We start from the raw sequence: 20,215 nt of genomic DNA on the forward strand, positions 1-20,215 counted from the left end.
CCGGCCTTCGCCGGGACGACGGGGGAAGGAGAGTCGCTTCTCCACATTTCGGCTTATATCGAAATATCATCACCTCGCAGCGATGTAGCTTCCGTCTCAACCATCGAGACGGAATCCCGTCAATGACCACCGCCCCACGACAGCCGAGCATGGCCTTCGAGCTCGCCTTGTTGCTCGCGCTCGCCACCCTGTGGGGTGGCTCCTATACCTTCATCAAGCTTGGTGTCGCGACCATCCCGCCGATCACGCTGATCGCGGCGCGCACCGCGATCGCGGGGCTCTTGCTGCTCGTCATCATGCAGATGCGCGGTGTGACGATGCCGACCGATCGCGCCACCTGGCGCCGCTTCATCTTCCAGGCCTGCCTCAACAACAGCGTGATCCCGTGGACGCTGATCGCCTGGGGTGAACGCTTCGTCGATGCCGGGCTCGCCACCATCCTCAATTCGGCCTCGCCGATCTTCACCTTCCTGTTCACCGCCGCGGTCACCCGTCACGAGGCCGCGAGCCCGCGCAAGCTGTTCGGGGTGATATCAGGCATGGCCGGCATCTGCCTGATCGTCGGCGTCGATGCGTTCCGCGATCTCGCGCAGGGGATCGTGGCCGAGGTCGCGATCGTCGCCGCCACTATCTGCTACGCCTGTGCCGCGATCTTCAGCCGCGGCTTCAAGGGGCTCGATCCGATGGCGCCGGCGGCGGGTTCGCTGATCGCGGGCGCCGCGATCCTCGTTCCGCTCAGCCTTGTCGTCGAGCGGCCCTGGACGCTGTCGCCGTCGACGACGTCGCTCGCCGCATTGCTGGCGCTGGCGGTGTTCTCGACCGCGATCGCGTTCGTGATCTACTTCCGCCTGATCCAGACCCTCGGTTCGGTCGGTACCACCGCGCAAGCCTACTTGCGGGTGCCGATCGGGGTGGCGCTCAGCGTCATGGTGCTGGGCGAACGGCTGAGCCCGACGGCGTGGATCGGCCTCGCCTGCGTCGTGATCGGCGTCGCCGCGATGACGATTCCTGCACGAAGGATCGCCACAGCCTGACGTCATCGCCGCGATGACGATTCCTGCACGAAGGATCGCCACAGCCTGACGTCATCGCCGCGATGACGATTCCTGCGCGCAAGATCGCCACCGCCTGAAGTTTCGCCCGCTGAAACCGGCGCCTTGCTGCCGTCAGGCAATCCCTGCATGCTGCCCGCAACGAGATCACAGGGCGGGAAACGGGACGATGTTGCGGCGGGTCAGCCTGATTGCCGGTGCGTGCATGGCGTTGCTGGCGATGGCCGGCACGGTGCGCGCGCAGGACTTCCCGAACCGGCCGATCCGCATCGTCATTCCCTACGCACCGGGCAGCGTCGCCGACGTGTTCGCGCGCATCATGGCGCAGGACATGCAGGAGCAGTGGAAGGGGACGATCGTCGTCGAGGCTAAATCCGGCGCCAATGGCTCGATCGCAGCCGAGGAGGTCGCACGCGCCGCTCCCGACGGCTACACATGGCTATTGGTGACGACCTTCTTCACCGCCAGCCCGGCGCTGAACACGCAGCTGCGCTGGGATCCGGTCAGGGACTTCGTGCCGGTCGGGCAGATCTGTCTCGCCCCGAACTTCTTCATCGTGCCGACCTCGCTGCCGGTGAAGACCGTCGCCGACTATGTCGCGCTGGCCAAGGCCAAGCCGGGCACGCTGAACTACAGCCATCCCGGCAAGGGCTCGACCGGCCATCTCGGCTTCGAGCTGTTCAAGCGGCTCGCCGGCATCGACGTCACGGCGATCGGCTATCGCGGCTATCCGCAGATGGTGCCTGATATCGCGAGCGGCCTGATCACCTCGAGCTTCCTGTCGGCCAACCAGGCGCTGGCCCAGGTGCAGTCCGGCAGCATCCGGATCATCGGGGCGATCAGCGACGGCCGCTCGAAGTATTTCCCCGACGTGCCGACCATGGCCGAGCAGGGCTTTGCCGAGGCGCAGGTGACGCCGTGGTTCGGCTTCGTGGTGCCGGCAGGCACGCCGCTGCCGGTGGTCGAACGCATCAGCGCGGCGCTCGAAACCGCGCTGGCTTCCACCGAGGTGCGCAAGAAGCTGGATGTTGCGGGTTGCGACGCCCGGAGCGCGCCGCTGAGGCAGTTCGTCGATATCATCAAGGCGGACGTTGCGCTCTGGGCCAGGGTGGTCAAGGAAGCCGGCATCCCGCTGGACTGAGCCCGGCCGCCCTGTGCCGGATTAGGCCATCGGCCGCCCCGGGGTGACACTGATCACACCGGGCGGCCGGTCCTGCAGCATGTTTCCCCAAAACCCGTAATTTCCCGTATATTGGGCCCATTGGACCCCGGCCCTTGATGACATGACCGCTGAATTGCCGCCGAATTCGCAAGCGCCGCGTGCGTTCTCCCTCTCCATTGGCCAGCTCACGTTCGGCAGCTTCCTGCTGGTCCTGGCTGTGATCATCATCACATCCACCGCCAGCGTGATCGCGATCCGCCACATCGATACGACCTTCGCCGAGCTGCAGCGGCTGCAGAGCGTCGGCGACATCGCCGAGGATATCGACCGCCGCATGAACGAGCTGCGGCTGGCGGCGCGCGACTTCGTCACCGAGCCGGGCAGCCAGTCGGTCCAGGTCGCGGAGGCGGCCCAGTCGCTGAGCGAGATTCTGAAAAAGACCCGCATCAAGCTGGCGCCCGAGCAGCAGGACATGATCGACGGCGTCACCCAGCGGCTGGCGACCTATCGCAACGGCATCGAGCGCATCTCGGCGCTGCTCAGCCGCCGCGCCGAGCTGGTCGCCGGGCTGCCGCCGCTGCGCGACGCCTTCGACAAGGCGGTCGCCGCGAGCAACGATGCGGCGCTGGCCAATGCGCTGTCGCAATCCCAGAGCCGGATTGCCACCGCATTGCTGGCGCACAACACGTCCGCTGCCGAGCAGGCCGCGCAGAGCATGCGGGCGATGACCATCTCCGATCCCGCGCTGCGCGGCGCTGTCGACAATTATGCCGAGGCGATCATCGCGGTCTCGGTGCGCGAGGGCCAGATCGCCGACATTGACAAGGAAGTGCTCGGCGCCGAAGGCCGGTTGATCCAGAAGGTCACCGAGCTGCTGCGCGAGCTCAGCTCTCGCCGCGGCCACGTGCTGTCGCGCGATTTTGCCCGGACGCTGGCTGAAGCAAAATGGCAGAGCATCGTGCTCGGCACGGCGGGTGTGCTGATCGGCCTGTTCGCGTCGGTGCTGGTGGTTCGCCGCACCGTCCGCCCGCTGGCCAGGATCGCGGGCTCGATCCGCAAGGTCGCCGGCGGCGAGAAAAGCGCGTTCATTCCCGGCGCCGACCTCGACAACGAGATCGGCGATATCGCGCGCGCCGCCGAAGTGTTCCGCCAGACCCTGGTCGACGCCGACAGCGCGCGTGAGGCCGCGCTGCGCGCGCTCGCCGAGCAGCGGCTCGCCGAGGAGAGCTACCACAAGCTGTTCGAGGCGTCGGTCGAGGGCATCTACGTCACGACGCCGGGCGGCGCGCTGCTCAACGCCAATCCGGCGCTGGCGCGGATGATGGGCTATGCCGCGCCGCAGGACCTGATCAAGGGCATCGACGACATCGCCACCACCGTCTACGTGGATCCGGCGGCGCGCGAGCAGTACCAGCAGCTAATGCAGCGCGACGGCACGGTGCGCGACTACGAGTACCAGGTGCGCGCGAGCGACGGCACCGTGCTGTGGCTGTCCGATTCGGCGACCGTCGTCCGCAACGACGAGGGCGAAGTGATCCGCTACGAGGGCACGGTGCGCGACATCACCGACCAGAAGCGCGCCGAAGACGCGATCGCCGAAGGCCGTCGGCTGTTGCAGATGGTCATCGATACCGTGCCCGCCGTCATCAACGTCAAGGACCGCGACCTGCGCTACGTGCTGATGAACCGCTACATGGCGGGAATCTTCGGCATCGAGCCGCAGGACGCGATCGGCCAGACCACCGGCGAGCTGATGTCGCGCTATGGCGCGGCGAAGACCGATGAGAACGACAAGCGCGTTCTGTCGGCGCGGCGCGAGCTCGGCTTCTATGAAGAGGAGTACAAGGACGTCGCCGGCAACATGCGGCAATGGCTGGTCAACAAGCTGCCGATCCTCGACGCGCAAGGCGAGATTGAGAACATCGTCACGGTCGCGCTCGACATCGGCGAGCGCAAGCGCTCCGAGCAGGAGATGCGCAAGGCGAGGGATTCCGCGGAGGCCGCGTTGCGTAATCTGCGGGAAACCCAGAATTCGCTGATCGAGGCCGAAAAGCTCGCCGCGCTCGGCCGCCTGGTGGCCGGCGTCGCCCATGAGGTCAACAATCCCGTCGGCATCAGCCTGACGGTGGCGTCCGCGCTGGAGCGCAAGACCGCGAATTTCGCCACCCAGGTCGAGCGCGGCGACCTGCGCCGCTCCAGCCTCAACGATTTCCTGAACACGGCGCGCGATGCCTCCTCGCAACTCGTCGCCAATCTCAACCGCGCCGCGGAGCTGATCCAGTCGTTCAAGCAGGTCGCCGCCGACCGCAACTATTCGGACCAGCGCACCTTCGACCTCGGCGATCTCACCGAGCAGGTCGTGATGAGTCTGAGGCCCGGCCTGCGCAAGCACAATCTGACACTCAATGTCGATTGCGAGCCGAACCTGATCATGAACTCTTATCCGGGACCGTATGGCCAGGTGCTGACCAATCTGTTTCTCAACGCGGTCGCGCATGCGTTCCCGGACGGCAAGGCCGGCGAGGTCGAGATCCAGGTCCACGCCGCCGGCGGCGACAATGTCGAGGTGATCTTCGCCGACAATGGCTGCGGCATGAGCCTCGACGTGCGCCGCCGCGCCTTCGATCCGTTCTTCACGACGCGGCGCGATCAGGGCGGCACCGGGCTCGGCCTGCACATCGTCTACAGCATCGTCACCACGCGGCTCGGCGGCCGGCTCTCGCTGGATTCCGCACCGGGCAACGGCACACGCATCCAGATGATCCTCCCGCGCGTCGCGCCGCTGGAGCAGGCCGCGGAGTAGGGCGGGACGAGCGCTCGCTCTGACTCCGTCATCGTGAGGAGCGCGAAGCGCGTCTCGAAGAATGCTCGGCCCGGCTGGTGGCCGCCGACCCTTCGAGACGCGCGCAAGGGCACGCTCCTCCAGCGACAAAGGCGAAGCCTTTGCGCGGGGGTGACGGATCTAATGGTTTCAAACCGCTAATTGATATCCGCGAGCTTGTGCAGCGTGGCGCCGAAGATCAGGCTCGCCTTGCCGACCAGTGCGGTCCCACTCATGGTGCCGCGGGTGTCGGTGAAGGTGCCGGAGACGCCGATGCCGACGGGCGCGGGCCCGCCGAACAGCGGGTTGTCGGTGTCGCGTGGCGTCGTGTGGCGTTGCACAAGGACTTCGCCCTTGAAGGCATCGCCCTTCACCGTGTAGCTGCCGGTGTAGTAAAGATAGGCGTCGCCGCCCAGTATCTGGCCGTCGCGGAAGAGAATGACGCCGCTGCCCTTGCCGACGCGACCGTCCAGCAGGGTGACGTGAATTGAGTAAAGTCCGTTCTTCATGACGTCCCGATTGCTGGCCGCCGCGCCCATGGCAAGCCAGTTGGTTTTTTATGCCAAAGCGAGCAACCTCGTGCAATGCGGCAGGTTGATTCCCGGGTGTCCCGCGTTCGGGTGACCCTCGGTTCCTGCCAGGCAGTGTGACGGCGCAATGACAGCGGACCGTACTCGCGAATCAAAGTGGCCCGCGAAATGCATGGCTCTGGTTGCACTGGCCGGTGAGTGCTGGAGCAAACACATGTCTGACTGGATTGAATCCGGCGGCCATTGGGCACGCCCTCGCAGGCTCAATGGAACTTCGGCCCGCTATGCGGGCCACGTGATCGTATCCCTCGTGCTGATAACGCTGGTGTTGGTTGCGGCCATGCGAATCGCGCAGGCGCGCGATCCCGACGGCCGCTACGCCAATTCGCCGCTGAAGGAATGGTTCGACGGCCTGCGCAGCGGCAAAGGGCCGTGCTGTTCGGATGCCGACGGCACAGCGGTCAGCGATGTCGACTGGGAATCCAAGGACGGGCACTATCGTGTGCGCCTCGACGGGGCGTGGATCGATGTCCCCGACGAGGCCGTGGTCACCGAGCCCAACCGGGTCGGTCGCGCTATGGTCTGGCCGATTCCGAGCTACATGGGCGTGACGATCCGCTGCTTCATGCCCGGCAGCATGACTTAGCGCCGCACGCGTTGCTCAGACGTATTTCTGGTCGCGCTCGAGCAGTTCGATCGAGATGCCCTGCGGGCCGCGGATGAAGCAGATCCGCACGCCCGGACGGATCGTGGTCGGCTCCTTGGTGAATTCGACGCCCTTGGCCTTGATCTCGGCAGCGACCGCGTCGATGTCCTTCACCGTGAGCCCGAAATGATCGAGCCCCTGATAGGGCGTCACCGGCGCGGCGTTGACGCCGTCGCCCTGGGTCACCTCCGCAATGAACACCTTCGCGCCACCGAGCTGGACGTCGATGCGGCCGGGGCCGCGGATGATCTCGCCGTCGAGAATGTCGCGCAGCCAGGTCGCGGTGGCCTCGGGATCGGGACTGCGCAGGTGGACGTGGTCCCAGGTGACGACAGGCATTGCGATCTCCTTGTTGTTGTCGTGCCGCTGTTCGGTGCGCGGTACTCGCTCTCGGGCGGCGCAAATCTAGCGAGCGGTTCGCTGGGATACCATCCCTCGTTATGCCTGCCCAAGATTGTCGTCCCGGAATGAAACCATTGCGGCCGTCAGCGATTGTCTTCGCGTGGCCGCTCGACCTGCGGCCGTCCCGGAAGCCGCGCGGTGCGGCTTCCTCTCTGTGTGGGGGGCGGCCCGATCAGGCTGCCAGGGTGAGGGCACGACGATGCGGATCGGCTTGGCGTCGTTTCGGAGGTTGGCCGCCGGACGTCTCGGTGAAGGGGGCTTCTACGCCAGCCTGCTGCTGCCGCTGATTGCACTCGCCGGGATCGCCGCATGGTTCATGCTCCCCGAGCCGAGCGACGCCGGGGACCAGGATGTCTGGCCGGTGTCCTCCATGATCCGCACCGCGCAGAATGCCCCGACCGGCGAGCAACCAGCCCAAATCACAAATCAGACCGCGAGGGATGCGCTTGCCGCACCGACGGACGAGCCGACCACCGTCGGTGTGGCCATCGCTCCACAGGGGGCAGAGGAGGCCAAGCCGTCCGGGCCCGGCGCTGAAAGGTCGCCGCTGGATAAGCTGCGGATCGCCTCGCAATCGTGGCGGCGCGGCGGGCTGGGTTCGAAGGCGCTGGTCACCCTGACGCTGCGCAATGCCAATGATTTCGCCGTCAAGGATATCGAGATCGCCTGCGCCTTCATCCGCCGGGACGGTCGGCCGCTGACCGAGCGCAAGCGGCTGATCTCCGACACCATCGCCATGAAGAGCCGCAAGACCTACTCGCAAATGTTGGTCGGGTTCGTCAACGTGAACGCAAACAAGGCGAAATGCTCGGTCGTGACGGCGAGCCGCCTCTAATTCCCGGCATCTCGAAAAAGTGACCGCGAATTGACTTGTCGGGTGAACCGTAACGGCCGGACAGGAACTAACTAATAAACCAGCCGTTAGCGAACGACCCGGGAGCGCGGACAGCGTCCGGGTGATCATGCGCAGACGATGAAATCGCCCGCGCGATGACTGATGTCGTCGCGCCGAGATGAACCGCGCCCTGCTGCGCGGGGGGAGCTACCAAAATGCCTGTGGCGCGTTATTTCCTGTTCGTTGGTGGAGTGCTGCTCGCGCTGCTCTTCGTCGTCAATGCCATCGTGCCGCAGGAGGCCGTGGTCGCCGGCCAGAACCAGGGACTGTCGTCGCCGGGCGTTGACAAGACCATGGTGCGCATCAAGTCGACCCAGAAATTGCCCGAGCGGGTGGTCTACGATACCAATTTGCCGACCATTGTTCCGGCGCAGGTCAACGCGGTCGCCGCGGCCATCCCGTCGGCTACGGGCGATGCGTCGGCGCAAGCCCGCGTCCGCAATACGTTCGCCCAGTTCATTCCGCCAGAGAAGGCTGATGCGCAGAAGGTCGCGGCTGAGGCAAAATCGGCTGAACAACCGGCGCAGGCCCAGTCTCAGGCGCCGAAGAAGCGCAAGGTCGCGCGCTACCACGCCCATCCCCAGCAGCCGATGCGGCTGGCGCAGCCCGGCATGTATCAGCCTTACCGCGTCGCGCAGCAGCAGCGCATGGGCTTCTTTGGTGGCTTCGGCACCTGGTAAGAAAGGGCTGCCGCAGCCGGCAATCGATCCGCCGCCGCAAACACTTGCGGCGGCTTTTTCATGTCCGCGATCAGGCGGGTGGCCGGATCCGAGACGGCGTCCGAGCGGCGCTCGCTACCTTTAGCGCGGCAGGCGCGGAATCTTGTCCGCGAAGCCGTTGTAGCAGGTCAGCCGCTCGTCCTCTTCCTTCACGAAGCGGCAATCGTTGACGCCCTTGGCCGGGGCGGCCTTCGGCTTCGGCTGCGGCTTGAAGATCTCGTCGTAGCAGATCAGCCGTTCCTTGGTGGCGTCGTCGATGTCCTGACAGGCCTGAAGCTTCTGGGCGACCGATTGCGGCTTGCCGGGCGCGGCAGGCTTCTCGCCCTTCTTGGCGGCCGACTTCTTGCCGACCTGGACCAGCGGCTTGTCGCCGACCATCGGCTGCGAGGCCGCCGCCGGCTTGTCGGCGTCGGCGGGGGCCGGCGTGGTGCCTTGGGCAAGCGCGGCAGCCGGGCAGAAGAGCGCCAGCGCGAGGATGATATGTCTCATGTCGAAAATGTCCGAAATGGCGTGATGACCGGAAGGATGGCGCCGGGGATCGGAAAAGCCCGGCAAGCGCCGACACTTAACGCAAGTCTTGCCCGAATCCTACCCCCAGAGGTGACCCGCCCGGCACCGATCCACCGGCAAAAGTGAGGGCAATTCGTCGCCGTTCGACCCGCGGGAGAGCATGAATTGCCTTTACCTGGCGGGGCGGCTATGACGACGCCATCTGCGCGACTGGCGCTTGGATGGACCACCATCGGGGAGCGCAGAGACTGAACGCCGCGCGCCTGGGCACCGCTTCGAAACGGAGGTGCCATGACGGCGAACATTCTCGATGGGCATGCACATGCCCAAATTGTCATCGACAAGATTGCTGGCGAACTCGACCGGCTGCCCCGCGCGCCGGGGCTTGCGGTCGTGCTGGTCGGCTGCGACCCGGCGAGCCAGATCTATGTGCAGAGCAAGGTCAGGATGGCCGAACGGCTCGGCCTGCGCGGCGAGGTCGCACGCCTGCCGGATGATGCCAGCGAGTCCGATCTGCTTGCCGGAGTAGAGGCGCTCAATGCGCGCGACGATATCGACGGCATCCTGGTGCAGCTGCCGTTGCCGGCGCATATCGACGCCTTGCGCGTGATGGCGGCGGTCGATCCCGCCAAGGATGTCGACGGCCTGCACGCCCTCAACGCCGGCCGGCTGTTTCACGGCGATGACGCGCTGGTGCCGTGCACGCCGCTCGGCTGTCTCCGGCTGATCAAGTCGGTCCGATCAGACCTCACCGGCGCCCATGCCGTGGTGATCGGCAGCTCCAACATCGTCGGCAAGCCGATGGCCGCGCTGCTGCTGCAGGAGCACGCGACCGTGACGCAGACCCATATCCACACCCGCGGCATCAGCAGGATCTGCCGCGAGGCCGACGTCCTGGTGAGCGCGGTGGGCAAGGCCGGCCTCGTGCGCGGCGACTGGATCAAGCCCCAGGCCATCGTCATCGACGTCGGCACCACGCGCGTCGAGAAGCCGGACGGCGGCTATGCGGTGCGCGGCGACGTCTCGTTCGACGAGGCGGTGCAGGTCGCCGGCGCCATCACGCCGGTGCCGCGCGGCGTCGGCCCGATGACGATCGCCTGCCTGATGGAGAACACGCTGAAGGCGGCAAAGGCGAGGGCGGCGCGGCTGCAATAGCGCGGGATACCTGCGGCGATATGCGAGCGGTGGGTGTCGCTCGCGTATCACGCGCGAAGTTCATGACGTCCGGGGTAATGGAAAGCCCGCACCATTCGTCTATCGTCGCGCGACAGATGGAGGCGCGCGATGCTGTATGCGGAAGATCTCACCGAGGGCCAGACGTTCAAGCTTGGCAGCTACACGATCGGCGAGGCCGAGATCCTGGAGTTCGCCGGCAAATATGATCCGGTGCCAATCCATGCCGATCCCGTTGCGGCTGCGGCAGGCCCGTTCGGCGGACTGATCGCAAGCGGCTTCAACACCATTGCGATCTATCAGCGGCTCGTCGTGGAGGCGATCTGGACCAAGGTGGCGGGGATCGTCGGGCGGAGCTTCGAGATCCGCCTGCCGAGCCCGGTTCGGCCCGGCGCCACGCTCACCGGCCAATCCCAGATCCAGAAGATCACCATCAGGCCGGAGCGGCGCGACGCTGTCGTGATCTTCAAGACGGAGCTGGTCAACGACGAGCAGCGCCCGGTTCTTGTCCTCGTGCTCGACGCGCTGATCCGCATGCGGCCGGCGGAGCAGGGGCCGGCATAGGCGCGGCCTGAGGGGCATCCCGAAGTCATCCGCCTCGGACGGCCGTCAGCGCCTCTACGTGTTCCCCGCACGCGACCTTGTCGTCGCGCAATGTTGCGGCAATTATGACAAGCCGGCGGCAGAACGGCAGCGCATCAATGACGTCATCATCGACGAGGCGTGCTGCCCGGTATTTACTTCGTCGATGCGCCGAAGGCATTCGACCCAGACGGATGTGCCGCCGTGAAACGCAGCAAGCAGACGAACGGAGAGATCGAAGCCAGGCGGCGCAAGGCCGAGGAATGGCGCCGCATCCAGGCGCAACGCGCCGCTGAACGGCAACGTCTCCGCGACTACAAGATTGCGCTGGCGCGCGACGAGGTTGCCGTGGATACGACGCGGCTCGCGCCATCGAACAGCTATTCGACTCCCGATTTCGTGCTGCGCGGAACCTATCGACCGGAGCCCTTCATCTGCAAGGACTGCGGCGTTGCCGAGGTCTGGACGCCGTTGCAGCAGAAATGGTGGTACGAGACCGCCAAGGGCGATGTATTTACCGCGGCGGTGCGCTGCCGGGCCTGCCGCACCAGGGAGCGCGCGCGCAAATCCGCCGCACGCCGCGTGCATCTGGAAGGACTCGCAAGGAAGAAGCCTCCCGTCTCGTAGCGATGGGCGTGACATCAGAGTCGCACTTCACATCTGATACGCGGGGAACCGCTGCGCAGGCGGTCAATGCGTCGCGCGTGCGGAACGTTTCGTTGCCTGATTGGTTCGAGACCTTGAAGCCCCCGATGTGGGGTGCGGGCGGGGAGGAACCAGCCAAGGAAACTTGTCAAGGAAACCTGTCAAGGAAACCATCGCGGCCGGAACCAACGAGAAGGAGCAGCGGATGAAACTCAATTCCACGCAAGTCAAGCAGACCATGACGCAACTGAATGCCCAGGTGCTTCCGGACGATCACCCGGCCGTGGCGCAACTGAACAGCGTGTTCGGTGAGCACACGTTCTTCGTCGACACCAGCGGGCTCAAGGTGCTTGAACCGGCCCAGACCTCCGACATGCCGGGGCAGACCGGCGAAGTCGTCAGTCTCGCCGAGTGGAGCGATCCGGAGCTGACCTCGCTTCGGCCGCACGAGCCCGAGCCGACCGGCGTGCTCATAGCGCTTGAACCCAGCAAGCACTGAAGCGTTCCAGCGCGGAGTGAATACCGGTTCGCGCAACCAAAACGCCGTCAAGCAAGGGGATTGAGAGCATGATCCGATTCAATCGGATCATGCTCTTTGTGCTGCATCGTGCGACACCGCGATCGGCCGTCCTGATGGCGACAGCCCCGACGTCGCATCAAGAGGTGCCGAAAGTCACATGGCAAATCAGCGCCGCCTGCGTATGCATCGGTTTGAGATGGGTATCCAGGCGGTGAGGGGCAGATGGGGATCGTGCGGCGCTGGAGCCCTGACGAGGACGAGAAGCTCAAAGAACTCGCTAGGGCCGGCAAGAACGCTCTCGAGATCAGCAACGAACTGACCCGCAGCGCTTCGGCCGTGCGCCGGCGCGCCGAGGTCCTGTCGGTCCTGATCATGGCAAAGGCGTTTCGCGCGCGCCCCTCGCATGTCGCCACCCATCTCGAGCGGGTCGCGATCGACGCGATCCGCAACCGCCGTCCGTTTCCCGCGGGCGTCGGCCCGAGCACCATTGCCGGAATGATCGAGAAGGGCTGGATCGTCCCGGAGATGGGGCGCAGATACAACGTGACCGACGCTGGCGTGGAGGCGGTGCGGCGGAAGATTCCGAGCGGGTGAGAGCGGAGCAGGCTGCGGGTTCGAAGCACTGTGCCGAGCGGCTCGCCCGGCGCCGTGCGAACGGGCGGCTATTCGACACCGAACGCAAGATTTTGCGCCCGAGACGGGTGCCTGGTCCGTTCAATGATTGGAGGCGCGACGACCAGCGGTCTCCCGTCCGCCCTCCGATCTGATTGCCCGATGCTCAACGCCCAGTACACCCAAGCCGACCGATACCAGCGTTTCGCCGATCTTGCGCCTTTCGTCCGCGAGGCGATCGATACCATCGGGTCATTGACCTCGGCCCAGCGGTTGGATGTGGACTTCCTCGAACGCGAATTTATCCCTGCAATGGGGCTCAATGACGAACTGCTTCATGAGCAGCCGCCGGAGCTGGCGCCGAACTTCGGCAAGGGCCTCCACCTCTGGCAATATCCGAACCAGCTTGCGCCATATCTCGCCTGGCTTGCGCGCAATGCGTCCGGCGTCTCCTCATACATGGAGATCGGCTGCCGCTGGGGCGGCATGTTCATCCTGGTGACGGAGTGGCTCAGGAACAGCGGCGCCGACCTGAAGACCGTGATTGCACTCGATCCGATCGCGCCGACGCCGTTTATCTCGGCCTATTTCGATCTGCTGCAGCAGCAGGCCGCGATCGAGCCGATCTACATGCAGGATTTTTCGACCTCGCCGCTGGTCGGTGCGCATGTCGACCGGCTGAAGCCGGACTTCGTCTTTATCGACGGCGATCACAGCCTGCGCGGTGCGCTACAGGATCATCTGCTGGTGCGTTCGCACGCCCGCATCATCGTGCATCATGACATCCATTCCCAGGCCTGTCCCGATACCACGCTGCTCTGGAAGGCGCTGAAGCAGTTCGAGGCGCCGAGCTTCGATACGTTCGAATTCACCAGCCAGTATCCGTCGGTGAATGGCTCATTCCTCGGCATCGGCGCCATGAAGCGGCGATCGGCGCAGATGTAGGACCGGGAGCCGGGTGATCGCCGCGATCACGAGCTCGCGGGCCGATCGCGGAGGTTCAGCTTGCTCTTGTCGCCGCCGGCCCAGGCCAGGGTCTTCGGGTCCATCACGCGGAACCAGAGCGGCGGGATTGCCGCCAGCCCGAACATGCCGGTGTAGCCGTTCGGCAACCGCGGGATGTCGTCGAAATCGCGCAGCGACTGGTAGGGGCGCATCGGGTTGGCGTGGTGGTCGGAGTGACGTTGCAGGTGGAACGTCATCAGGTTCGAGACGATGTGGTTGGTATTCCATGAGTGGCGCGGCTCGACCGCCTGGTAGCGGCCGTTCGGCAGCTTCTCGCGCAGCAGCCCGTAGTGCTCGACATAGTTGGCCTGGGTCAGCGCGTACCAGCCGAGGAAATGGTGCGCGACGATAAACGGCGCGACCTTCCAGCCGAACAGCGCAATCAGCACGGCCGCGACGACGAGCGTCAGCGCAAAACCTTGCAGGATCTCGTTGTTGACCGACCAGACCGGCTCGCCGCGCCTGGTCAGCCGTTCGGCCTCGTTGCGCCAGCCGCGCTTGAACGCGCCGGGCAGCTCGCGCGTTGCGAACGCATAGATCGATTCACCGAATCGCGCGCTGGCGGGGTCCTCGGGGGTTGCGACCCAGGTGTGATGACCGCGATTGTGCTCGACGCGGAAATGCGCGTAGCCGACCGCGCAGTTGGCGAGCATGCCGAACAGGATGTTGAGCCTGTCAGCCTTGTGGCCGAGCTCGTGCCCGATCAACAGCGCGCCGCCATTGATGGTGCCGACGCCGAGCAGCAAGGCGACATAGGACCACCAAGGCAGTTCCTGGGTGCCGAAGAAGGCGATCAGCGCGACGTAGTTGATCCAGGGAAACACCACGGTGATGCGCGCGAGCCGCAGGTAATAGGGATCGGCCTCCATCGCGGCGACCACTTCCGCCGGCGGATTGTGGCTGTCTTCACCGAACACGACGTCGAGCAACGGGATCAGGATGAAGATGAAGACGAAGGGGATCAGCGTCACCAGCGGATTGTGCGTCCGCAGGAACAGCCAGTAGGACAACAGCGGGATCAGCGGCGGAATGAACGAGAGCATCCAGAGATAGCGCTTGCCGTCCCGGTAGGTGATCGTTTCGCCAGCAGCATTGGTGCCCGTGAAGATCATCGCATTCCCTCCAGCATCTCTTGCGAGGCGGCGTTCGCCGTTGTTGGGCCAAGCATGCCGCGAGGCGGGCCTGCGTCGCCAGTTCACAACAGGCCAATTTTGTGGCATTTTGCGCCAAGCCTGTTCGGCCGGACGTTCGCGAGGGGGAGGTCGCCGACGCCATGCACGGATCGGAATCCGATGCCCTTCGCACGCCGGTCTCCGCGGCCTATGCGCGGGCCCTGGTGCGGGCGTTTGGCCAGACGCGAAGCGATCGCGACGAACTGCTGAAGGGCACCGGAATTCGGCTCGAGGCGCTCGACCACCCCGGCGCTCACATGCCGGTATCCTCGCTGGTGGTGCTGGCGGCCAACATCACGCGCCGGCATGGCGAGCTGTGGCCGTTGTCGGCCGCGGCGGTGTGGTCGACATCGCTGCAAGGCGCGCTCGACGTCGCGACCAGGACGGCGCCGACCATCGCGGATGCGTTGGCGACCGGCGCGCGCTTCGGGTCGACCCGCGCGCCCTTCGTCCGCAACCGGCTGCGCAAGACTGCGCGCGCGATCCAGATTGAAATCTCGCCCGCCGTCGTGATGGACGAAGCACTGTGGCACGCCGTGGCGCTGGCGGTCAGCCTCAACGTGCACGCCGTGTACGTGCAGCTGCTCGAGGATGCGATCGGTGAGGCGACACTGCAATTTCCTTGGCCGCCGCCTGCGGGCGCGGCGCGGCTGCTCGAGCATTATTCCTGCGCGGTGAAGTTCAACGCTGCCGCTTTCATCTTCGAGGTGCCGAAAGCGCTTGGCGCGCGGCCGTCGCCGTTTGCCGATCCGCAATTGCACGCCAAGGCCATCGAAGCGCTCGAGGCGATCGAGAATCCGCAGCCCGACTCCACGGCGCTGGCGGGGATCGTCGAGCGCCTGATCGCGGCGCGCCTGCCGCAGCGTCTCGGTGAGGAGGAGGCCGCGCGTCTCGTCGGCACCTCGCGGCGAACGCTGGTGCGGCGGCTCGCCGAGACCGGCAGCGCCTTCCGCCCGCTGCTCGACGGCGTGCTTCGCGAGCGCGCGAGGATCATGCTCGCGGCCGGCACCCAATCGCGCGACGAAATGGCGGCCGCGCTCGGCTACACCGATGCGACGAGCTTCAGCCGGGCGTGCCGGCGGTGGTTCGGCGAGAAGGACGGGCGGGGGTAGGGCGCGATTGTTGGCTCGCGCAAGCCCACAGACCCTGGTGGACGGTACGCAGACTTAAACGATGCCGATCCCGTCAATGCGTATGCAGGGCGTCGTAGGCGTGGGCAAAAAACACAGCGGCGCTGAGGAGCAGCAGCGCGACAATGGTCGCTTCCATCATGACACTTCCCCATTATTGTTTGGGAGAAGTGGTACCGGTCAATTGTTTCCGCCCGGTTTCGTCCGCCGATGAAAATGGTTTCGTGGCAGGTCGCTGCAACAATCGGCTGCCGGATCGAGCTCGCGCGCTGCTCGGATCGCTCGGCATCGATACTGTGACGCCGACCTAAAAGCTACGCCGCCGGGCCCGAAATGGTTTGTCCCGGCGGCGCCCTGTCATTCCCAGCGCTAGGGCCCTGAAATTCCCAGTGTCATTTCCTTAGCAGATCCGCGGAGAGACGGCTGTTGCCGAACTCACACAAGCTTCTAAGAGAGGAGCCGACGCCAGGGCCTACACGTCAGCTCCTCCGAAACGTGACCGTGCTGCGTCCCCAACGGCCCCGTCCCTCAGAGAAGCCTGCGCCGATCTAGTTGCCGATTTGCTAACCTTCCCTCTCGTCGGCAGGGCGGCCGATACCATCATTCCAATTCTGATATCGTTTTTCGGCGAGCCTGGCCGGGAGGTAATCCCTATTGGTGTTATTGGCGGCAGGAACGAGCGGTGGTTTTGGAAGTAGTGTCTTCCGGCTCCCGGCTCTCATACCCCCAACCCGGCTGGGAGCCACAAGGGCGGCCTCGGCGCGCGGCGTCGGGGTCGTTCTCATCTTGCAGCATCGCTTCAGAACAGACGCTAAACCGCCGTGTTACGCCCGTGTTGCGCGGAGTGATTTGTAGCGGCTGGTAGCGCGTTGATTTTACTTGCAGCGAGTTGAGCTGGCTCGCAACGCGAAAACGCTCACTCAGAACGAAATGAGCGCGGCTTAAATTATTGATCTATCGGTAAAATCGCTGGCGCGCTCGGAGAGATTCGAACTCCCGACCCTCGGAATCGAAATCCGATGCTCTATCCAGCTGAGCTACGAGCGCGTTGCGGGTCGATTATCAGACTTGGGCGGGGAGGGCCAGCAGGCAGGCACGGAGCGCGGCACCCAGCGGTGCCGGCACGTCCCGCCGTCTCCCTTACAGCCGTCAGAAGCAGGGATGCCGGCGGTGGTCCTGGCCGATATAGGCGGCCGCGCTCTGGTAGCACTTGTTGCGCGGCGAGCCGTCGTAATAGGCGAAGCTGCCGGCAGTCGGGCCGGGGCCGTAATTGTGCAGATAGCTGATGTGGTAGGGCAGGCCCCAATGGGCGTGGTGGTGATGCCGGTGGTGGCGCGGATGGGCCGTGAGGTCGGCCGCAGCCGCCGGGGTCAGGGCCATCACGGCCAGAGCGAGGGCGGCGAAAAGCTTGGTCTTGGTCATGGGCGGCCTCCGGTCATTTACGGGAATCGGCATTGTGGGCCGCCCCGCGGTCCATTTAACCCGGAATCGGGGCCAAAAGCTGCGGGAAATCAGCCACAGCGCGCCAAATTTTGCCTTTTTGCGGATGCTTAACGGATTGCCAACACAGTCCGGCCAGAGTCTTGCGGTCAGGTCCGCCCGGGCCCGGCCTTTCCCGCGGTTTCGAACGATCCATGCGCATCACGCCCCTTGTCGCCTTGCTGCTCTCGGTTCTGGCCGCGACGCCCGCGCGGGCGGTGCTGCACATCACGCGCGACCATGGCGGCTATGTCGAGGAGTACAAGGCCAAGTACAAGCAGATCCGCGAGCGCCGCGAGCGCGTCGTGATCGACGGCATCTGCAACTCGGCCTGCACGCTGGTGTTCGGCATCGTGCCGCTGAACAAGATCTGCGTCACGCCGCGGGCCAGCATCGGCTTCCACCAGGCCTATTACGACAAGGCCTTCACCTTCGGCATCAAGGTCACCAGCCTCGAGGGCACCTCCGACCTGATGTCCTACTACCCCGATACGGTGAAGGACTGGATCCGCCGCAATGGCGGGCTCACTACCGAGATGAAGAAGATCAAGAACGGAATCGATCTCTGGAAGATCGTCGATCCCTGTCCGGAAGAGTGGTAGGCGCGGACGCGCGCCTTGTTCCGAGTTTTGGGCCTTCAAGTCCTAGGCTTCAAGTCTTGGGGTTTCAGGTCTTGGGCCTGACGTCGCCATCCGACACCAGCAGCACGGACGCCTTCGACTTGCCGAGCACGGCCGCGGCGATGCTGCCGAAATTCAGGCTGTCGCCCTGGATGCGGTCGACGCCGATCACGACAAGGTCGGCCCGGCTTGACGCGATCTCCTGCAAGATCGCGATCTCAGGTGCGGTGTTGGCGCGCAGCCGCGTCGTCACGTTGATGTCATAGCGCGCCGCGGTCGCCGCGATGTCCTTCAGGATCGCTTCCTCATGCGCGAGCGACATGCTGGGGCTGGTGCGGCGGGCGCCCTTGTCGCGCGTGGTCGAGACGTAGACCACCTGCAGCGGCTCGCTCGAGAGGCGCGCCAGCGCGATCGCGACCTCGGCTCCGCGCCGCGAGACGTTGCTGCCCGAGACCGGCACCAGGATCTTCCGCGCATTCGCCGTCGGCTCCTTCTCGTGCACGCCCTTGGCGGCCGCGATCGCCAGCGGGCCGTCGAAGCCGGAGGTCAGGTCGTCGAGCCGCCGGTCGAAGCCGCCGTCGGGACCGGCGACCGCGTCCATGCCGACCACCAGCAGGTCGAAGCCCTTTCTGGCTTCCTCGGCGATCGCCTCCGCCGCCGTCTCCTCGCGGGCGCGGCTGATGACGTCGACATTGCCGCCGCCGTCGGCATCGGCTTCGGCGCTCGCCTTGGCCGCGTTGATGACCGCCGCCTCGGGGCTCTCCTCATCGGCACGGTTCTTCTCCTGCAGCTTGGCATTGGCGCCGACATGCAGCACCGTGATCGGCAGGCCGCGCCCGCCGGCGAGTTGGCCGGCGAGATGCGCGGCGAATGTCGCATTGCTGCTCTCGTCGACCGCGAGCAGCAGCCGCTCGAGATTGGCGACGAAGCCGCGCTGCTCATATTCCTCGCGCTCCAGCCGCTCCTTCTCGTCCCGGCCGAGCGGCAGCCGCGCCAGCGCGCTGCGCAGCATCGGCGGCATCGCCATCGTGGTCAGGATCGCCATGGTCACGATCATCGAGAACATGGTCTGGCTCAGCACCCCCATCGACAGGCCGATGGTGGCGATGATCACCTCGGTCGAGCCGCGCGCATTCATGCCGCTCGCCAGCGCATAGGACTCCTGCCGGGTCAGCCCGCCGAGCGCACCGCCGACAAAGGCGCCGCCGAACTTGCCGATGCTCGCAATCAGCACCAGCGCCGCGGTCAGCCCCAGCACCGACGGATCCTTCAGCACCGTGAGGTCGGCGCTGAGGCCGGCAAGCCCGAAGAATACCGGCATGAACAGGCTCGAGATCAGCCCGCGCAGCCGCTCGTCGATCTGCCGGGTCAGGATCGGGGATTCCCCGACCAGCACGCCGGCGATGAAGGCGCCGAGCACGGTGTGCACGCCGATCAGATGCGTGATCATCGCCATCCCGCTCATCAGCAGCAGGATCACAGTGATGACGGCCGCCGAGGAGACCAGATTGTCGTTGGCCCAGCGGATCAGCCGGAACACCAGCCGCCGGCCGATCGTGAAGCTGACCGCGAGGAAGGCGAGGGTGCCGAACAGCGCCTGCGCGACTGAGAGCACATCGAGCGTGCCGCGCGAGGCGAGGCTGAAGATGACAGCGATGATGATCCAGCCGAGGGTGTCGTCGATGATCGCGCTGGCGACGATGATCTGGCCGACATTGCGGCGCATGAAGTTCATTTCGCGCACCACGACGGCGACGATCTTCACCGAGGAGATCGACAGCGCCGTGCCGAGAAACAGCGATGCGATCAGCCGCGCTTCGGGATACGGCAGCAGGCCGTCGGGAAGGAATTCGCCGAGCGCGAAGCCGCACACGAACGGCACCGCGATGCCCGCGACCGAGATCGTGGTCGCGGCGCGGCCGACCTTTCGCACCAGCTTGAGGTCGGTGTCCATGCCCGTCAGCAGCAACAGGAGCAGGATGCCGAACTGCGCAATGCCGTCGATCAGCGCCTTCTGCTCGCCGGACGGCGGAAAGATCACGCCGTGCGCCGACGGCCACAACCAGCCGAACAGCGATGGTCCGAGCAACAGGCCGCCGAGCAGTTCGCCGATCACGGAGGGCTGGCCGATCCGCTGCATCAATTCGCCGAGACCGCGCCCGACCGCGATCAGGAGCGCGATCTGGACGAGCAGGATGAACTCGGATGGCTTGCTCGCCTTGTCGCCGGCAGCGTCGGCTGCCGTGATGCTCACGAGCAGGATGACGGTCGCCCAAATCGCCGGTTGAAGCCGCCCCCAGCGGATCACCATGGCATCTCCGATTTCCAATTCCGGCGCGGCTCGGCCGGCTTGCCGCATGCGGTCAACGCCCGGGTTCCGAAAGCGATCCACTGGGTCAGATTTTGGAACGGAGGCGCCGGTGGTTCGTTTTGCTCATGATGCGTTCATCCTGGTGATGCGAATGTCTCCATGAGCGAGC

Annotated in this window: 21 protein-coding genes, 1 tRNA gene and 1 riboswitch; of the genes, 15 read left to right on the plus strand and 7 right to left on the minus strand. The window is 65.5% G+C overall.

Going from position 1 to position 20,215, the window contains the following annotated elements:
• Positions 1-122 precede the first annotated feature (122 nt).
• The 3 genes from QA635_RS19195 to QA635_RS19205 all read left to right on the plus strand — a co-directional run bounded on the left by QA635_RS19195 (position 123) and on the right by QA635_RS19205 (position 5,017).
• Positions 123-1,034, plus strand: a complete 912-nt coding sequence (locus QA635_RS19195; protein WP_283071010.1) for a DMT family transporter — start codon at positions 123-125, stop codon at positions 1,032-1,034.
• A 187-nt stretch (positions 1,035-1,221) separates the two neighbouring features.
• Positions 1,222-2,193 carry a Bug family tripartite tricarboxylate transporter substrate binding protein gene (locus QA635_RS19200; protein WP_283071011.1) on the plus strand — a complete coding sequence of 324 codons (972 nt, stop codon included), beginning with the start codon at positions 1,222-1,224 and terminating at the stop codon, positions 2,191-2,193.
• Positions 2,194-2,335: 142 nt separating this feature from the next.
• Complete coding sequence (locus QA635_RS19205) at positions 2,336-5,017, plus strand: PAS domain S-box protein (protein WP_057015976.1); 2,682 nt, start codon at positions 2,336-2,338, stop codon at positions 5,015-5,017.
• A gap of 176 nt (positions 5,018-5,193) precedes the next feature.
• Here the strand turns inward: QA635_RS19205 and QA635_RS19210 are convergent, their stop codons facing one another.
• The gene (locus QA635_RS19210; protein WP_026192881.1) at positions 5,194-5,544 is read right to left on the minus strand and encodes a GrlR family regulatory protein; all 351 of its coding nucleotides are present in this window, start codon (positions 5,542-5,544) and stop codon (positions 5,194-5,196) included.
• Positions 5,545-5,779: 235 nt separating this feature from the next.
• Between QA635_RS19210 and QA635_RS19215 the strand changes: the two genes are divergently transcribed.
• Positions 5,780-6,211, plus strand: a complete 432-nt coding sequence (locus QA635_RS19215) for a hypothetical protein (RefSeq protein WP_425249194.1) — start codon at positions 5,780-5,782, stop codon at positions 6,209-6,211.
• 15 nt (positions 6,212-6,226) lie between these two features.
• Here the strand turns inward: QA635_RS19215 and QA635_RS19220 are convergent, their stop codons facing one another.
• Entirely contained in the window at positions 6,227-6,610 is a 384-nt protein-coding gene (locus QA635_RS19220) for a VOC family protein (protein WP_092089011.1), read from the minus strand.
• A gap of 262 nt (positions 6,611-6,872) precedes the next feature.
• On the opposite strand from QA635_RS19220, the gene QA635_RS19225 reads away from it, so the two are divergent.
• Both QA635_RS19225 and QA635_RS19230 read left to right on the plus strand, forming a co-directional pair.
• A complete protein-coding gene (locus QA635_RS19225) occupies positions 6,873-7,508 on the plus strand; it encodes a hypothetical protein (protein ID WP_253639653.1) in 636 nt (211 codons plus the stop codon).
• Between the two features lie 215 nt (positions 7,509-7,723).
• Positions 7,724-8,248, plus strand: coding sequence for a hypothetical protein (locus tag QA635_RS19230; RefSeq protein WP_225161773.1), 525 nt, complete (start codon positions 7,724-7,726; stop codon positions 8,246-8,248).
• A gap of 120 nt (positions 8,249-8,368) precedes the next feature.
• Here the strand turns inward: QA635_RS19230 and QA635_RS19235 are convergent, their stop codons facing one another.
• Complete coding sequence (locus QA635_RS19235) at positions 8,369-8,776, minus strand: hypothetical protein (protein ID WP_225161774.1); 408 nt, start codon at positions 8,774-8,776, stop codon at positions 8,369-8,371.
• Between the two features lie 217 nt (positions 8,777-8,993).
• Positions 8,994-9,073, plus strand: a riboswitch (ZMP/ZTP riboswitch).
• A gap of 15 nt (positions 9,074-9,088) precedes the next feature.
• Here QA635_RS19235 and QA635_RS19240 point away from each other — a divergent pair.
• The 6 genes from QA635_RS19240 to QA635_RS19265 all read left to right on the plus strand — a co-directional run bounded on the left by QA635_RS19240 (position 9,089) and on the right by QA635_RS19265 (position 13,274).
• Positions 9,089-9,952, plus strand: coding sequence for a bifunctional 5,10-methylenetetrahydrofolate dehydrogenase/5,10-methenyltetrahydrofolate cyclohydrolase (locus QA635_RS19240; protein ID WP_283071017.1), 864 nt, complete (start codon positions 9,089-9,091; stop codon positions 9,950-9,952).
• 129 nt (positions 9,953-10,081) lie between these two features.
• Positions 10,082-10,534 (plus strand): MaoC/PaaZ C-terminal domain-containing protein, encoded by a 453-nt coding sequence (locus tag QA635_RS19245; RefSeq protein WP_076831284.1) that lies wholly within the window; start codon positions 10,082-10,084, stop codon positions 10,532-10,534.
• Positions 10,535-10,756: 222 nt separating this feature from the next.
• Complete coding sequence (locus QA635_RS19250) at positions 10,757-11,179, plus strand: zinc-ribbon domain containing protein (protein ID WP_283071019.1); 423 nt, start codon at positions 10,757-10,759, stop codon at positions 11,177-11,179.
• Between the two features lie 223 nt (positions 11,180-11,402).
• The gene (locus tag QA635_RS19255; protein WP_016846480.1) at positions 11,403-11,696 is read left to right on the plus strand and encodes a hypothetical protein; all 294 of its coding nucleotides are present in this window, start codon (positions 11,403-11,405) and stop codon (positions 11,694-11,696) included.
• A 243-nt stretch (positions 11,697-11,939) separates the two neighbouring features.
• Positions 11,940-12,311, plus strand: coding sequence for a hypothetical protein (locus QA635_RS19260; RefSeq protein WP_283071021.1), 372 nt, complete (start codon positions 11,940-11,942; stop codon positions 12,309-12,311).
• A 180-nt stretch (positions 12,312-12,491) separates the two neighbouring features.
• Positions 12,492-13,274 (plus strand): class I SAM-dependent methyltransferase, encoded by a 783-nt coding sequence (locus QA635_RS19265; RefSeq protein WP_283071023.1) that lies wholly within the window; start codon positions 12,492-12,494, stop codon positions 13,272-13,274.
• Positions 13,275-13,300: 26 nt separating this feature from the next.
• Here the strand turns inward: QA635_RS19265 and QA635_RS19270 are convergent, their stop codons facing one another.
• Positions 13,301-14,446, minus strand: a complete 1,146-nt coding sequence (locus QA635_RS19270) for an alkane 1-monooxygenase (RefSeq protein WP_283071026.1) — start codon at positions 14,444-14,446, stop codon at positions 13,301-13,303.
• A gap of 161 nt (positions 14,447-14,607) precedes the next feature.
• On the opposite strand from QA635_RS19270, the gene QA635_RS19275 reads away from it, so the two are divergent.
• Complete coding sequence (locus tag QA635_RS19275) at positions 14,608-15,618, plus strand: helix-turn-helix domain-containing protein (protein WP_283071028.1); 1,011 nt, start codon at positions 14,608-14,610, stop codon at positions 15,616-15,618.
• A gap of 143 nt (positions 15,619-15,761) precedes the next feature.
• Complete coding sequence (locus tag QA635_RS19280) at positions 15,762-15,947, plus strand: hypothetical protein (protein ID WP_283071029.1); 186 nt, start codon at positions 15,762-15,764, stop codon at positions 15,945-15,947.
• Between the two features lie 659 nt (positions 15,948-16,606).
• Here the strand turns inward: QA635_RS19280 and QA635_RS19285 are convergent.
• Together QA635_RS19285 and QA635_RS19290 are read right to left on the minus strand one after the other, a co-directional pair.
• Positions 16,607-16,683: transfer RNA gene (locus tag QA635_RS19285), tRNA-Arg, on the minus strand.
• Between the two features lie 102 nt (positions 16,684-16,785).
• Positions 16,786-17,058 (minus strand): hypothetical protein, encoded by a 273-nt coding sequence (locus QA635_RS19290; RefSeq protein WP_076831273.1) that lies wholly within the window; start codon positions 17,056-17,058, stop codon positions 16,786-16,788.
• A 212-nt stretch (positions 17,059-17,270) separates the two neighbouring features.
• On the opposite strand from QA635_RS19290, the gene QA635_RS19295 reads away from it, so the two are divergent.
• Positions 17,271-17,717: a hypothetical protein gene (locus QA635_RS19295; RefSeq protein ID WP_028339233.1), complete on the plus strand. Its 447-nt coding sequence runs from the start codon at positions 17,271-17,273 to the stop codon at positions 17,715-17,717.
• Positions 17,718-17,781: 64 nt separating this feature from the next.
• Here the strand turns inward: QA635_RS19295 and QA635_RS19300 are convergent, their stop codons facing one another.
• Positions 17,782-20,046: a cation:proton antiporter domain-containing protein gene (locus tag QA635_RS19300; RefSeq protein ID WP_283071031.1), complete on the minus strand. Its 2,265-nt coding sequence runs from the start codon at positions 20,044-20,046 to the stop codon at positions 17,782-17,784.
• Positions 20,047-20,215 lie beyond the last annotated feature (169 nt).

Source organism: Bradyrhizobium brasilense, assembly GCF_029714345.1.
Taxonomy (GTDB): Bacteria; Pseudomonadota; Alphaproteobacteria; order Rhizobiales; family Xanthobacteraceae; genus Bradyrhizobium; species Bradyrhizobium australafricanum.

Bases quoted from the DNA above. Each gene is read 5' to 3' on its own strand.
- QA635_RS19195 (WP_283071010.1), top strand. From the start codon at position 123: ATGACCACCGCCCCACGACAGCCGAGCATGGCCTTCGAGCTCGCCTTG.
- QA635_RS19200 (WP_283071011.1), top strand. From the start codon at position 1,222: ATGTTGCGGCGGGTCAGCCTGATTGCCGGTGCGTGCATGGCGTTGCTG.
- QA635_RS19205 (WP_057015976.1), top strand. From the start codon at position 2,336: ATGACCGCTGAATTGCCGCCGAATTCGCAAGCGCCGCGTGCGTTCTCC.
- QA635_RS19210 (WP_026192881.1), bottom strand. From the start codon at position 5,544: ATGAAGAACGGACTTTACTCAATTCACGTCACCCTGCTGGACGGTCGC.
- QA635_RS19215 (WP_425249194.1), top strand. From the start codon at position 5,780: ATGTCTGACTGGATTGAATCCGGCGGCCATTGGGCACGCCCTCGCAGG.
- QA635_RS19220 (WP_092089011.1), bottom strand. From the start codon at position 6,610: ATGCCTGTCGTCACCTGGGACCACGTCCACCTGCGCAGTCCCGATCCC.
- QA635_RS19225 (WP_253639653.1), top strand. From the start codon at position 6,873: ATGCGGATCGGCTTGGCGTCGTTTCGGAGGTTGGCCGCCGGACGTCTC.
- QA635_RS19230 (WP_225161773.1), top strand. From the start codon at position 7,724: ATGCCTGTGGCGCGTTATTTCCTGTTCGTTGGTGGAGTGCTGCTCGCG.
- QA635_RS19235 (WP_225161774.1), bottom strand. From the start codon at position 8,776: ATGAGACATATCATCCTCGCGCTGGCGCTCTTCTGCCCGGCTGCCGCG.
- QA635_RS19240 (WP_283071017.1), top strand. From the start codon at position 9,089: ATGACGGCGAACATTCTCGATGGGCATGCACATGCCCAAATTGTCATC.
- QA635_RS19245 (WP_076831284.1), top strand. From the start codon at position 10,082: ATGCTGTATGCGGAAGATCTCACCGAGGGCCAGACGTTCAAGCTTGGC.
- QA635_RS19255 (WP_016846480.1), top strand. From the start codon at position 11,403: ATGAAACTCAATTCCACGCAAGTCAAGCAGACCATGACGCAACTGAAT.
- QA635_RS19260 (WP_283071021.1), top strand. From the start codon at position 11,940: ATGGGGATCGTGCGGCGCTGGAGCCCTGACGAGGACGAGAAGCTCAAA.
- QA635_RS19265 (WP_283071023.1), top strand. From the start codon at position 12,492: ATGCTCAACGCCCAGTACACCCAAGCCGACCGATACCAGCGTTTCGCC.
- QA635_RS19270 (WP_283071026.1), bottom strand. From the start codon at position 14,446: ATGATCTTCACGGGCACCAATGCTGCTGGCGAAACGATCACCTACCGG.
- QA635_RS19275 (WP_283071028.1), top strand. From the start codon at position 14,608: ATGCACGGATCGGAATCCGATGCCCTTCGCACGCCGGTCTCCGCGGCC.
- QA635_RS19280 (WP_283071029.1), top strand. From the start codon at position 15,762: ATGGTCGCTTCCATCATGACACTTCCCCATTATTGTTTGGGAGAAGTG.
- QA635_RS19290 (WP_076831273.1), bottom strand. From the start codon at position 17,058: ATGACCAAGACCAAGCTTTTCGCCGCCCTCGCTCTGGCCGTGATGGCC.
- QA635_RS19295 (WP_028339233.1), top strand. From the start codon at position 17,271: ATGCGCATCACGCCCCTTGTCGCCTTGCTGCTCTCGGTTCTGGCCGCG.
- QA635_RS19300 (WP_283071031.1), bottom strand. From the start codon at position 20,046: ATGGTGATCCGCTGGGGGCGGCTTCAACCGGCGATTTGGGCGACCGTC.